12 protein-coding genes are annotated in these 13470 nt (G+C 42.8%); 8 read left to right on the forward strand and 4 right to left on the reverse strand.

Features of this window, described 5'->3' with window-relative positions; genetic code table 11:
• The first annotated feature begins 190 nt into the window (after positions 1-190).
• The 3 genes from CAN34_RS02700 (at position 191) to guaD (ending at position 3503) form a co-directional block, all read left to right on the forward strand.
• On the forward strand, positions 191-808 hold the full coding sequence (locus tag CAN34_RS02700; RefSeq protein ID WP_254423055.1) for a molybdopterin cofactor-binding domain-containing protein: 618 nt from the start codon (positions 191-193) through the stop codon (positions 806-808).
• Complete coding sequence (locus tag CAN34_RS02705) at positions 801-1838, forward strand: XdhC family protein (protein WP_254423056.1); 1038 nt, start codon at positions 801-803, stop codon at positions 1836-1838. Before CAN34_RS02700 ends, CAN34_RS02705 begins: the two co-directional genes overlap by 8 nt.
• Positions 1839-2060: 222 nt before the next feature.
• Positions 2061-3503 carry a guanine deaminase gene (gene guaD, locus CAN34_RS02710; protein ID WP_089554336.1) on the forward strand — a complete coding sequence of 481 codons (1443 nt, stop codon included), beginning with the start codon at positions 2061-2063 and terminating at the stop codon, positions 3501-3503.
• A gap of 198 nt (positions 3504-3701) precedes the next feature.
• On the opposite strand, the gene CAN34_RS02715 is transcribed toward guaD, so the two are convergent.
• Positions 3702-4874, reverse strand: coding sequence for a cupin domain-containing protein (locus tag CAN34_RS02715; protein ID WP_089554337.1), 1173 nt, complete (start codon positions 4872-4874; stop codon positions 3702-3704).
• A 149-nt stretch (positions 4875-5023) separates the two neighbouring features.
• On the opposite strand from CAN34_RS02715, the gene CAN34_RS02720 reads away from it, so the two are divergent.
• Complete coding sequence (locus tag CAN34_RS02720) at positions 5024-5209, forward strand: NF038104 family lipoprotein (protein WP_079691956.1); 186 nt, start codon at positions 5024-5026, stop codon at positions 5207-5209.
• A 1-nt stretch (position 5210) separates the two neighbouring features.
• Here CAN34_RS02720 and CAN34_RS02725 read toward each other — a convergent pair whose 3' ends face one another.
• From CAN34_RS02725 to mnmA, 3 genes are all read right to left on the reverse strand, one after another.
• A complete protein-coding gene (locus CAN34_RS02725) occupies positions 5211-5849 on the reverse strand; it encodes a DUF2238 domain-containing protein (RefSeq protein ID WP_089554338.1) in 639 nt (212 codons plus the stop codon).
• A gap of 45 nt (positions 5850-5894) precedes the next feature.
• Positions 5895-7298 (reverse strand): adenylosuccinate lyase, encoded by a 1404-nt coding sequence (purB, locus tag CAN34_RS02730; protein ID WP_089554339.1) that lies wholly within the window; start codon positions 7296-7298, stop codon positions 5895-5897.
• A gap of 302 nt (positions 7299-7600) precedes the next feature.
• Positions 7601-8827 (reverse strand): tRNA 2-thiouridine(34) synthase MnmA, encoded by a 1227-nt coding sequence (gene mnmA / locus CAN34_RS02740; RefSeq protein WP_089554341.1) that lies wholly within the window; start codon positions 8825-8827, stop codon positions 7601-7603.
• Between the two features lie 261 nt (positions 8828-9088).
• Between mnmA and ispF the strand changes: the two genes are divergently transcribed.
• The 4 genes from ispF (at position 9089) to mnmG (ending at position 12983) form a co-directional block, all read left to right on the forward strand.
• A complete protein-coding gene (ispF, locus tag CAN34_RS02745) occupies positions 9089-9589 on the forward strand; it encodes a 2-C-methyl-D-erythritol 2,4-cyclodiphosphate synthase (RefSeq protein ID WP_089554342.1) in 501 nt (166 codons plus the stop codon).
• A gap of 190 nt (positions 9590-9779) precedes the next feature.
• Positions 9780-10130, forward strand: coding sequence for a Grx4 family monothiol glutaredoxin (gene grxD, locus CAN34_RS02750; protein WP_089554343.1), 351 nt, complete (start codon positions 9780-9782; stop codon positions 10128-10130).
• A gap of 186 nt (positions 10131-10316) precedes the next feature.
• Entirely contained in the window at positions 10317-10847 is a 531-nt protein-coding gene (locus CAN34_RS02755; protein ID WP_089554344.1) for a hypothetical protein, read from the forward strand.
• Positions 10848-11087: 240 nt separating this feature from the next.
• A complete protein-coding gene (gene mnmG / locus CAN34_RS02760; protein WP_089554345.1) occupies positions 11088-12983 on the forward strand; it encodes a tRNA uridine-5-carboxymethylaminomethyl(34) synthesis enzyme MnmG in 1896 nt (631 codons plus the stop codon).
• Positions 12984-13470: the final 487 nt, after the last annotated feature.

A 13470-nucleotide genomic window follows, 5' to 3' on the forward strand; every position in this document is an offset into this window, starting at 1 on the left:
TGATTTTGTGTTGCGGTCATCTTCGCACCTGATTAGTATGTCGTCAACTGTGTAGTATAAAACCCCAATGATGTTGTATTGTCGCTCATGAGCGTGGGGTCGTCTGTTCTTTGCGGTGGCGTTGGGGTCGGCGTGGGCAGAGGTTGAGGGTGAGTCGTTAGCGGGTTAATATAAGGTATTGCGCTGCTAGATGTTTCACGATGTGGTGCAATCGCTGAACCCGGCTGTGGATATTGGTCAGATTGAAGGTGCTTTTGTACAAGGCATGGGCTGGCTGACGGCTGAAGAGCTGATTTGGGATAAAAAAGGTAATTTAGCTTCTAACAGTGCGGCTAATTATAAGATTCCAACGGCTCATGACTTGCCTAAGCAATGGAGCGTCAAGCTGTTCGATCGTAAAAATGAAGAGCAGACCATTTATAACTCTAAAGCCGTTGGTGAGCCGCCATTTATGCTAGCAGCCAGTGTTTGGTGTGCGATTAATAATGCAGTGGCGAGCTTAGGGGGTTATAAGAAAAATCCAGATTTGACTATGCCTGCCACCCCAGAGGCGGTACTCAAAGCAGTGATGCGTATGCAAGGTCAAGAGTGGGAAGTCGCTTCTAAAGCAGAGGCAGAAACTGTTGAGAGCTTAACGCCAGCTGATGACGATTGTGGTATCGATGATGATCGAGTCAAGCCGCAGCAAGTGCCTCATGGTAAAGATGTGAATCCGCCAGAGTCTGAAGGACAATTGTTTGATGAGCAGCCTGAAGCCATAGAAAACCCTAATGTTTCAACGGCTCGTGGACCGGCACATAGTGAATAGTTCATCAGCGTTATCGATGCCACCAACAAAATGGTATGACGGACTGGCGCAATATCAGCAGCAAGGTATGGCGCACGTTTTGGCAACGGTCGTTGCCGTCAATGGCTCAGCACCTCGAGAGCTACAATCTAAAATGATTGTTACCCTTGATGCGTGCTGTGACACCTTGGGCGGCGGTAGTCTTGAGCATGATGTGACGATAACAGCGCGGCAACTGCTCAATGGTGAGCTTGAACCAAACGAATCGAGAGGCTTTAAACCATTAAAAGAAGGTAAGTCTGAAAAGGCACAAGCAGTACGTCGTGAAGCAGTCTACACCAAGCACTATCCATTGGGTGCTAAATTAGCCCAATGCTGCGGCGGTAGTGTCACAGTTATGTTTGAATGTTTTAATGTGACGCCGCCGATGTCGCTATTGGTATTTGGTGCAGGACACGTAGCAGCCGCCTTAATGACCATACTTGCTGAGTTGCCTTGCCAAGTAGATTGGGTAGACAGCCGTGCTGAGATGTTCAAGGGTTATTTGAACGCTGATGCTGGCACGGCAGATGGACAAGTGACTTATCAATTGCCTACCCATATTCGCCCGCATATTGATGAAGATCCGGTTGATTTTATCCAACCGTTTGTCGCTAATAGTATGAGAGGCGCTTCAATAAATCCTGCAATGAAAAAAGGCACCCTGTATTTTATCCTAGTGATGACTCATGATCACAGCCTTGATTTTGAGTTGGTGCGTGCGACGCTGGATGCTTATATGAAAATTGATGCTAATGTTGATACAAATAGCATTACCAATAATGTGCCTAACGTCAGCACTAGCCAGTTATCTTCATTACCTTATCTTGGCTGTATCAGCTCAGCGACCAAAGCCAAGCGTTTTAGAGATCGTCTACTGCAGCGTAATTATAGTGAGCAAATAGTCGATAAATTGACCATGCCAATCGGACTGAATACGGGCGGCAAAGAGCCAATGGCAGTCGCTGTCTCTATCGCGGCGCAAGTTTTGCAGCTTTATAATCATTTATAACTAGGGCGTGTCCTCAATTCAATCGATAGCGATCTAAATACTAACCGATAGATTTCTACTTATTTATAAGTCTGTCCACCATTATAAATCATACTGTTATTAGCTTGGTTAGCCATTGTAATAACTAGGCTGCGCTCAGTGACTTTGTGTTCGTATTATGGGGGAGTAGTGATTTTAATTCACTTTGACTCAAATACTTATTACTTATTGTGAGATTTCTTTATGACCATACATATTTATCAAGCGCAATTGTTGCATTACTTAGCTGAAGAGAATCTCGCTGAAAGAACGCAGCGTACTAATTTGGACGCGACTGATTTAACAAATGCTGAGCGCCGAGACCTTACAGTGGTTAATAACAATATCACCTTGCTACCTGTTATTGCAGGCGTGAAAGTTTATCCTGAATATATTGCTAATGGTGCGCTTGTGGTCGATGATGTGACCGGTCTTGTGGTTGATTATGGCCATTGTACGTCGATGTTGTCTACCTATGGTAATGGTGGTGTCCAAGAAAGCAAAGCACCAGTACAGATTCATGATTACCAAGATAAGCTCATCATGCCAGGGTTTATTGACACTCATGTGCACTATCCGCAGATAGATATGATTGCGGCTTTTGGTGAGCAATTGCTTGATTGGTTAAATAACTATACTTTTGTGACTGAAGCCAATTTTGGTGACCCAAAGGTTGCGCACGATACATCAAAATTCTTTTTAAACCAGCTGCTTGCTAACGGTACCACGAGTGCTTTGGTATTCTCTACCAGTCATCCACAGTCAGTAGAATCGTTCTTTACCGAAAGCAGTCGCCTGAATACGCGTATGATTACCGGTAATGTATTGATGGATCAAAATGCGCCTGAGCATTTGTGTGTGCCGACCGAACAAGGTATTCGCGATACACAGAATATCATTGATAAATGGCATGAGCACGGACGTCAGCATGTGGCGATTACGCCAAGATTTGCGATTACGTCAACGCCTAAGCAATTACAAATGACCGGCGAGCTCTATCGCAGCTATGACAGCGTTTATTTGCAAACGCATTTGGCTGAAAATATTGATGAAATCGCCTTTGTACGTGAGCTTTATCCCAATCATAAAGGCTATCTCGACGTTTATCACGATTTAGGATTATTGGGTCGGCGTACTACCTTAGCGCATGGCATTTACCTTGAAACGCCAGAGTATGAAGTACTGCGTGATACTGGCACCCAAATAGCTCATTGCCCAACGTCTAATTTATTTTTAGGTAGTGGTCTGTTTGACTTGTCCAAAACACTAAGCTATACCGGTGTTAGTATTGCAACGGATGTGGGCGCAGGAACCAGTCTGTCAATGTTGACCACGTTATCAGAAGCGTATAAAGTTCAGCAATTACAGAGTAATCCATTATCAGCGCATCAAGGCTTGTATCAAATTACCTTGGGCAACGCGCAGTCATTATTATTAGACAATAAAATCGGTAACTTTATGCCCAATAAAGAAGCAGATTTTGTGGTGATAGATATGGGCGGCACTGATTTAATGGAGCGCCGTATGACACAAACTAAGACGCTTGATGAGCAGTTATTTGTGCTGATGATGTTGGGTGATGATAGAGTGATTGAGGAAACGATTATCGCTGGTGTCAGTCGTTATAAAAAAGCAGTTACTGCGTAAAGGGCAGTATTAAAAGTATTTTTTCTTAAGTTAAACGGCTTAAGCTAGGTTACTTAAATAAGAATCTTTATATACAAATCAGCGCCTATTTATTAAGAATTTATTTTTCCTAATAAAACCTTAATAAATAGGCGCTGATGGTTTTTAACGAATGATTAATAGCCAATATGCTATAAAGATTGACTATTAGCTATGCCATTACTCTGGATAATTAAGCCATATCCAACCATTCTCTAGCCATTCCATCACTTCATCAGGGTCAATTCCTTCCATATCATCAAGCGTTAGATGCTCGCCATTCGATAAGCATACGAGTAGTGCTATCGAGTTTGCATGCAAATCGTCCAAGCGCTGCCCGTTTGCATATACAACGATATCATTACCTACTTCGGTATATAACAAGCGATTGCTATAATCGGCTTGTAGCGACGCGCCAGTTGCCAATGCCGCTATCATCTCATCGGTCGTCAGCGTGTCTTCAGGAACGAGTACATCATATTGACGCTTGCTGACCACTTCAGAGACGGCTTGGCGAATAATCGTATCACCACGCTCAGATTGGAGCATTTGCAATAGTTGAGCTTTGATAGCATCAATACTGTCTGCTTTTAATTCACCTGATGCTTGCAGCGCTTGTGGCAATAGCATTGGCACGAACAAATCGCTATCGTTGGTGGCGATATCTGCGAGGCTGTCGATGATTTGCATCAAGTTCGGACGACGACAGCCAAACGAGAAGGTGAGGCAGTCGTCTTGCGCTACGCCAAAATGCGCTAATTTTGGTGGTACATACAGCACATCACCGGCTTCTAAAATCTCATCAAAGATAATCTCGCCCATATCATCAAACAGACGTATCGGCTCATCGGCGACAAACTCTGTTTGCTCATCACAGAACTTACCTAACTGCCAGCGTCTAGAGCCAAATCCTTGCGCTAAAAACACATCATAATCATCATAATGCTTGCCAACAGAGCCGCCTTTTGGCGCGTAAGAGACCATAATATCATCGCGTTGCCATTGTGGTATGAAGTCAAATGCTTGCCACAATTGTCCAAGCTCAGGTGACCATTGTTCTAAATTCTGTACTAATACTGTCCATTGTTCTGGCAGATTATCAAAATCTGCTTCCGTCAATGGACTTTTTTTAAGCTGCCATTGCGGCTGACCGTCTTGTTTAACAGTATCTTGAGTAAGCAGCCGCGCTGTGGCATCTTCTTCTAACGCCAAACCAAGCATATCATCCGGCTCAAACATACCAATTAATTGTGGTAAACCTCGTTTAATCAATAGCGGTTTTTTTTGCCAGTATTCTGTTAAAAATTGCTCTGGCGTAATATAATCGGGTAAACAAAGAGGTATAGAGGTCATTAATAGTTCCGTATTTTGAAAGGGGCAGGTGATTAATAATAAGGATTGCTTTATAGGCAGAGTTTATTGGTTTATGATTATCACCTAACTGATGACCATCGCTTAACTGATGCTTATCGTCAGAATATCTCGTTAATCCTAGGAAACTTATGAAAAAACTGCATTTTATCGTCATTATCGCCAGCGTATTTTTGCTACAAGCTTGTGTACATAAGATTGTTACCGTACCTGTAAAAGTCGCCTATAAAACCACCAAAGGCGTGGTCAAAGGTACAGTCGCTGTTACCAAAGCCATCATACCGGGCGACAGCGATGATGACAAAAAAGACGATTAATTTATAATTTGATTATAGGTCGTTTATGAGTTTGAAATAGAGTAATAGCTGCCGCAATCAGCCCACCGAGTAGTGCTAAAGCCATATCTTTGTGGGCATCCCAGACATCCCCTTGCTGACCGTTATAAGCTTCCGCAGCTTCTGGCGATAAAGTTGTCGCAATACCCCATTCTAGTAGCTCATAAAGTAGGCTCGACGACATATTAACCATAAGTGCAATCGCTATTAATAGCTTCGTTGATTGAACGTTAAATATAGACTTTGAACTCTCAACCATCGCAAAAAACAGCAAAAGCCCGTAGCTAAAATGAACGAGCCTGTCATACATATTCCGCTGCCAACCAAATAACTCGTTTAGGCTTATACCAAATAGCTGCTGCGTCCAAGCATCATAAGGTACATACGAGTATAAATAGCGTGCCCCTATAATATGAATAAAGAGAAAAATTGAAGCCAGTGCATAAGAGCGCGAGCTAATATACCTGTAGCGATAAGCGCCCAGCATTAATGAGAGAAAAAGCAGGGTACCAAATTGATGCAGCAGATAGCTTGACCATTCTAGCGGCTCAATACTTGCCAGTACCATAACGATTAACACCGCCATAGTACTGACAACTACCGATTTAAAGTTTCGCAGCATATTGCACGCTTGTCTTTTTTGTTAGCTGTTATTAATAGCTAATGATTAAATCTTGGCAATCCACTCTTTAATCGTGCGTGCTTGCTCAGCTGCATTACCCACATAAGTCGCAGGTGTCATCTCACGTAGGCGCGCTTTATCCGCATCGCTAACAGCAGATAATTCATCACTTTCAACGAATGTCAGCATCGCTTCGCGAGTCATGGCATTACCACGAGTCAAAGCTTTTAGTTTCTCGTATGGGTTTTCAACACGATAGCGACGCATAACCGTTTGAATCGGCTCTGCCAATACTTCTTGAGCGTTGTCCAAATCATCATTTAAGCGCTGCGCATTTAATTCAAGCTTACCGACGCCTTTTAAGCAAGCATCATAAGCAATCATACTTTGTGCCAGACCAACACCGATATTACGCAAAACAGTAGAGTCCGACAAATCGCGTTGCATACGTGAAATCGGTAGCTTTTCACCTAAATGAGCAAGCATGGCATTAGCAACGCCTAAGTTACCTTCAGAGTTTTCAAAATCAATCGGGTTAACTTTATGCGGCATGGTAGAAGAACCCACTTCACCGTCTTTTAGGCGCTGTTTAAAATAGCCTAAGCTAATGTACTGCCAAATATCACGGTTAAAATCGATTAAGATAGTATTGAAACGTTTAACCACATCAAACAGCTCAGCGATATAATCATGCGGCTCAATCTGGGTGGTATACGGGTTAAACGTCAGCTCAAGACTTTCATCAATGAATTGCTCTGCATGAGCTTGCCAATCAACGTCGGGGTATGAAGCATAGTGAGCATTATAATTACCAACCGCGCCATTGATTTTACCCAGTAGCTCAACTTGTCCGATTTGCTTTATTTGCCGAGCTAGGCGGTAAGCGACGTTTGCCATCTCTTTACCTAGTGTCGTTGGGCTAGCCGTCTGACCGTGCGTACGTGACAGCATTGGTTGATCAGCGTGGGTAATTGCTAGATTAACAATGCTATCAGTCACTTCTTGCATTTTAGCAACGACAATCTCGCGGCTATCTTTAAGCATTAAGGCATAAGATAAGTTGTTAATATCTTCACTAGTACAAGCAAAATGAATGAATTCTAACGAATCTTCAAGTGCTGCCTGACCACGGAATTTGTCTTTGATAAAGTACTCAACCGCTTTCACATCGTGATTGGTGGTCGCTTCGATATCTTTAATCGCTTGCGCATCTGCTTCGCTAAAGTTATCAACGATCGCATTTAAAAAAGCATGTGTATCGGTATCAAACGCTGCTAATTCACCAATCGCATTGTTGTCAGCCAATGATTGTAACCAACGGATTTCAACAGTAACACGAGCTTTGATTAAACCAAACTCTGATAAATAAGGACGCAAGCTATCAGCTTTGGACGCATAGCGACCATCGATTGGAGATAGGGCGGTCAAGGCAGAAAAAGAGGTGGTCATAGTTATCCTTTAGTTGAGTTGATATAGGGTTGATTTATAGTTGCTAATATGATTTTTCAAAGCTTATGAAGAAGCTGCAATTTTGAAAAATTCTGACAAGATAAGCATTGCCAGAATTAGAGAAAGTAAAACATATAAGAATAATGCAATGTACAAATTATCGCGTTTCTGTTTAGAGTAATCAGGGTCTGATTTACTGGGTAGTATAATAATTAATATAACTAATAACGCAAAAATCGTTAACCAAGTAAAAACCACCAATAACAGTATAATATCCATTCATGTCGCTCTATGGAATAGTACTAAATGCCACAAGGCGCATCAATAGAAGCAATCACACCACCGCCCAAACATACCTCGTCAATATAAAATACTGCTGATTGACCGGGCGTGACGGCGCGTTGTGGCTCATCAAATACCACGCGTACTTCGCTACCGTCATCTTTTATTGCAAATACGGTACAAACTTGGTCGGGCTGACGATAGCGAGATTTTGCCATACAGCGTAAACCGTCAGTGCTAAAAATACCTACAGGCGGCAGACCATCTATCCAGTCAAGTTTGTACGCGTGCAGCTCATTGCTCAGCATCATTGGATGCTCGTGACCTTGACCGACGATTAGACGGTTTTTATCTAAGTCTTTTGCGAGTACAAACCACGGCGCCTCAACACGGTCTTTAACGCCGCCGATACCGATACCGCCGCGCTGACCTAAGGTGTAATACATCAGGCCGTCATGAGTACCGATAGTGATGCCATCATCAGTGACAATGTCGCCTTTTTGCGCCGGCAAGTACTGCTGTAAGAAATCCTTAAAGCGGCGCTCACCGATAAAGCAAATGCCGGTAGAGTCTTTTTTATTGGCAGTAATCAGGTCATGCTCTTCGGCAATTTGACGAACGACAGGTTTTTCAAGTTCACCGACTGGGAATAGCGTCTTGGCGAGTTTGTCGCCACCAACAGCATGTAAGAAATAACTTTGATCTTTATTGTTATCGAGACCACGTAGTAATTGCGCGACTTCAACACCGTTGTCATTTTTGTAATTGATACTGCGGCGGGTATAGTGACCAGTAGCGATATAATCAGCGCCAAGCGTCAAGGCATAATCCAAAAAAGCTTTAAACTTAATTTCTTTATTGCACAAAATATCTGGATTGGGCGTACGTCCAGCTTTATATTCTGCTAAAAAATGCTCAAAAACACGATCCCAGTATTCCATGGCAAAGTTGGCAGTATGCAGCTTAATGCCGATTTTATCGCACACGGCTTGCGCGTCGGCTAAGTCTTCCATTGCCGTACAGTATTCAGTACCGTCATCTTCTTCCCAGTTCTTCATAAACAGACCTTCTACCTTAAAGCCTGCTTGCTGAAGTAAGACAGCAGAAACAGAAGAATCGACGCCGCCTGACATACCGACAATCACATGCTTAGAGCTAGGATTGTCAATATCTGTAAGCGTTAAAGGACGATGGACGCTAAAAGAATCAGAAACTGGGTTGCTTGAGGTGTTTGGCATGGCTGACATAGAGCGGCTCAACTATTTATATGTTATCCAAGCTTTATAAAGGTACTTAAAATCAATGCAAGCGCTATAATTTTAGCTTAGCAAGTTAACCGTACCGATTTATCTTTTGGATTTGGTATTATGATAAAATAAGCGTCATATTATACCAGTTAATTGAAACTGGTGGCGAGCTATGGCATCTTAGGCTAAGTAAAATCGCTTTAAAAATTTAGATAGTGACTTTAAATTATTCTCATCACCCTTAACTTATTGGGAAAAATAATGATAAAAATTGGTCAAGGTATTGACGTCCATGCGTTTCATAATACGGGCGAGCAGCAGCAATATGTGATATTGGCAGGTGTGCCGATTGAGCATACGCATAGTTTGCTTGCGCATTCTGATGGCGATGTGGTTCTGCACGCGCTTGCTGATGCGCTACTTGGTGCATTGGCGCTTGGTGATATCGGGCAGCATTTCCCCGATACCGATGCCGCGCATGCAGGACTTGATTCGCGGGTACTACTTCGTTATGTGTATGGCAAAGTTTTGGCTGCCGGTTATACTTTAGGCAATACAGATATTACAGTCATGTGTGAGCGCCCAAAGCTGGCACCATATAATCAAGCGATGCGCGATAATATCGCTAGCGACTTGCAAACCGATGTCAGTAATATTAGCGTGAAGGCGACAACTACTGAAAAACTTGGTTTTACTGGTCGGCAAGAAGGTATCATGGCCAATGCCGTGGTATTATTAGTTCGCAATGTGGCTGAGGTTTAAGCATTTAACCTTTAGTAGCCAAATGATGAATGATGGTTGGTAAATATCATAGGTTAAATAGGCTTGTAATATGGCAATAATCGCCCCATGTATCAAACACCTTACATGCTGAAGTTAATAATCTATCATTAGTGATTTGGCAAATTAAATAACTATTTTCAATAACCTGCTTTAATTAATAGGAGCTTTTATGACTGACCAAACCCCAAATACCGCTGCAAACGATGTTGAACAGCTGATTCGTGATCAAATCAAAGACAATAAAGTCATTCTTTATATGAAAGGGACACCGCAGTTTCCGCAGTGTGGCTTCTCTGCTAAATCGATTGAAGTGCTTACCCAAATTGGTCGTCCATTTGCCTTTGTAAATATTTTAGAAAATCCAGAAATCCGTGCAACATTACCAAAAATTGCCAACTGGCCAACTTTTCCACAGTTATGGATTGATGGCGAGTTGATGGGTGGTTCTGACATCATTTTACAAATGTATCAATCAGGCGAATTAAAACCTTTGGTTGAAGCAAACAGTCCTGCTGCTTAATATTGAGCGTATTTATTGGACAGTTTTTAAGTTCGATAAGACTTACATATAACCGCAAAAAAACCCAGATAGTCCTCTTCAGACTATTTGGGTTTTTTATTGCCTCGCCTATGAGTTTTGTTGTGTTTATAGGATTTATCCCCATATAGTGACCAAGATAACTATTAAACATAATAAGAGAAAGCCATGAATCATCAAGCATCTGACCAGCCAAACGCGCAAAAAGAAGCGGCCGAGCAAGCGGCTATCGAAAAACGCCGTGAGCATCTCAAAAATGAATCGACACGTTTAATTGACATAGCGGGCAGCGAGCCCAATTCAGCACTCAAATGTATCCATCAATTAAGCGTCGCAGGCGGTGCTACTGAAGCGACTTATATTGCTATTGAGCAGCGTATCGTCGCTGATCAAGATGCCGCCGGTGCTTATCATTTGGCATTACTGGCACAAAACACGCCAGACTTACCGATTGATGCGCGTCAGCTCATCGAGATGGTCGTTAATAAAGGCGATAACGATCAGCGTTTAGCCTTGCTAAAAAACTTACTACTGCCGCCAGTTGAGTTGATTAAGGAGCACATTTTGGCCAGTAATGATGGTGATGCCATTGGTCAGATGAATGCCTATTTGCAGATTAATCCAGAAGGCTATGGCAGCCACCATATGCTCTCAAGTGGTCAGTCAGATAGCATTGTACCGCTCAGTCCTGGTAAATAACTTCAAGTTAGGTTAATCAATATCATCTTATTCATATTTTTAACGGTTAATTTTAATAGTTTTTGCCATGACGTTTTTTAAATGGCAAAAAATTGTTATAATTATCTGCTATCTAACCCAACTTTGACGACTTATCCGAGTCGTTATCTCTTTTTTAAATTCAATTAACGCTACCGCCAACCGCGCTACTAAGTAATAGCACTTGGCTAGCGGTAGCGTTAAGAGTCAAGCGAGGCATACATGCAATACCCAAAAAATTACGACGTGGTAGTCATCGGTGGTGGTCATGCCGGTACAGAAGCGGCTTTAGCTGCTGCACGTATGGGCGCGCAGACTTTGCTATTGACCCATAATATCGAGACACTTGGGCAGATGAGCTGTAATCCAGCGATTGGCGGTATCGGTAAATCGCATCTGGTACGTGAGATTGATGCGCTAGGCGGTGCAATGGCATTGGCTACAGACAAATCGGGTATTCAGTTTAGGGTGTTAAATAGCCGTAAAGGCGCTGCTGTTCGTGCGACGCGCGCACAAGCAGATCGTATCCTTTATAAAGCAGCTATTCGTCATACGTTAGAGAATCAGCCGAACCTTGATATATTCCAACAAGCGGCTGATGATATTTTGGTTGAAAATGGTCGCGCCACTGCGGTTGTTACGGCGACAGGCATTGTCTTTAAGACTGAGACAGTTATTTTAACCTCAGGGACTTTCCTAGGCGGCGTCATTCATATTGGTCTTGAAAACTCAAAAGGTGGACGAGCAGGAGATCCGCCGTCTATTAAACTTGCTGATCGCTTGCGTGAGCTTAAGCTTCCAGTAGGAAGATTAAAAACCGGCACGCCAGCACGTATTGATGCACGCAGTGTTGATTTTAGCGTGATGACTGTACAGCCGGGTGATACGCCATTGCCAGTCATGAGCTATATGGGTGATGTTTCGATGCATCCTGAACAGGTCAACTGCTATATCACTCATACCAATGCCCGTACCCATGATATCATCCGTGAAAATTTAGACCGCTCACCGATGTTCTCGGGCAAAATTGAAGGTATTGGTCCACGATATTGTCCCTCTATTGAAGATAAGATCCATCGCTTTGCCGATAAAGACAGCCATCAGATATTTATTGAGCCGGAAGGTTTGACCACCCATGAGCTATATCCAAATGGTATCTCAACCAGCTTGCCGTTTGATGTGCAGTTAGAATTTATTCATAGTATGAAAGGACTAGAAAACGCGCATATTACTCGTCCCGGCTATGCCATTGAATATGATTATTTTGACCCACAAAACCTAAAACCGACGCTTGAAACCAAATCAATTGACCGCTTGTACTTTGCCGGACAAATCAACGGCACGACGGGTTATGAAGAAGCAGGCGTACAAGGTTTGCTAGCAGGTACGAATGCGGCATTAGTGACCACTAATAATAGTGAGTTTGAAACGTGGACGCCGCGCCGCGATGAAGCGTATCTTGGCGTTCTTGTCGATGATTTGATTACTCATGGCACTACTGAACCATATCGGATGTTTACCAGTCGCGCAGAATATCGTTTGCTGCTGCGTGAAGATAATGCCGATCAGCGTTTAACAGAGACAGGTCGTAAGCTTGGCTTGGTTGATGATGTGCGCTGGCAGGCCTATGAAGAGAAAATGGATGCGATCAGTAAAGAAACGTCGCGCTTAAAAGATATGTGGGCAACACCGGCTAATGCGCTAGGGGCACAACTAACTGCGCAAACTGGTGAGGTGCTTTCGAAAGAATCGACGGCTTACGATTTGCTAAAACGTCCACAAATACATTTCGCTGATATTGCTGCCATTACTGGATCACAAGTTGATGCGCAAGTAGGCGAGCAAATAGAGATATCAGTTAAATATGCCGGTTATATTGATCGTCAGCAAGAAGACATCGATCAGATGAAGCGTCTAGAGAATACGGTGCTACCGATGGATTTTGATTATAGTGTGGTGTCAGGATTATCCAATGAGATTGTACAAAAACTGACCCAAGTACGCCCTGCAACGTTAGCCCAAGCTGGACGTATTAGCGGTGTGACGCCTGCGGCCATTCAATTATTGGCAATGACGGTTAAAAAACAGAAGAAAGCGCAAGTCGCATTAGGCTTATAAGTACAGTAAAAGCGAGCCTTGATCATCTTTGATTAGATCAATCAGCTAAGGGCTCGCTATGTATAGAGAAGCATAAAAGGCTTATATAATTACGCGCTATACTCATATTATTCATAGTTATAGCCTTCATAATCATTCATGTTCTTAAGAATGATGCTTGCAATATCGCCTTAGCCATTTTGCTGACTTGAGTCTATTTATGATCGAAGCTATTTTATTCGCGATTACGATTGTTATGCCCAACCTTTTTTTAATGGGGTTGGGTTTTTTTATGCAAAGACGCGGCGAAGCCAGCCAAGCGTTTATTAATCAAGCGTCAAATTTTGTATTTAATTACTGTTTACCTTGTCTACTATTTTTTAGTGTGGTCGATAGTGATGTCGATTTATACAACGCAAGTCGTATTGAAAGCCGCTGGCTTTGTTATTACCTTTCTTTTGTATTTTGGTCGTGAGCTGTATGTCAATATCGTTATCAGTGCGCTTGC

The organism is Psychrobacter sp. DAB_AL32B (assembly GCF_002224105.1).
Lineage (GTDB): Bacteria > Pseudomonadota > Gammaproteobacteria > Pseudomonadales > Moraxellaceae > Psychrobacter.

Coding starts and splice junctions, on each gene's coding strand:
- CAN34_RS02715 (WP_089554337.1), bottom strand. CDS start 4,874: ATGACCTCTATACCTCTTTGTTTACCCGATTATATTACGCCAGAGCAA.
- mnmG (WP_089554345.1), top strand. CDS start 11,088: ATGCAATACCCAAAAAATTACGACGTGGTAGTCATCGGTGGTGGTCAT.
- guaD (WP_089554336.1), top strand. CDS start 2,061: ATGACCATACATATTTATCAAGCGCAATTGTTGCATTACTTAGCTGAA.
- purB (WP_089554339.1), bottom strand. CDS start 7,298: ATGACCACCTCTTTTTCTGCCTTGACCGCCCTATCTCCAATCGATGGT.
- ispF (WP_089554342.1), top strand. CDS start 9,089: ATGATAAAAATTGGTCAAGGTATTGACGTCCATGCGTTTCATAATACG.
- CAN34_RS02725 (WP_089554338.1), bottom strand. CDS start 5,849: ATGCTGCGAAACTTTAAATCGGTAGTTGTCAGTACTATGGCGGTGTTA.
- CAN34_RS02700 (WP_254423055.1), top strand. CDS start 191: ATGTTTCACGATGTGGTGCAATCGCTGAACCCGGCTGTGGATATTGGT.
- grxD (WP_089554343.1), top strand. CDS start 9,780: ATGACTGACCAAACCCCAAATACCGCTGCAAACGATGTTGAACAGCTG.
- CAN34_RS02720 (WP_079691956.1), top strand. CDS start 5,024: ATGAAAAAACTGCATTTTATCGTCATTATCGCCAGCGTATTTTTGCTA.
- mnmA (WP_089554341.1), bottom strand. CDS start 8,827: ATGTCAGCCATGCCAAACACCTCAAGCAACCCAGTTTCTGATTCTTTT.
- CAN34_RS02755 (WP_089554344.1), top strand. CDS start 10,317: ATGAATCATCAAGCATCTGACCAGCCAAACGCGCAAAAAGAAGCGGCC.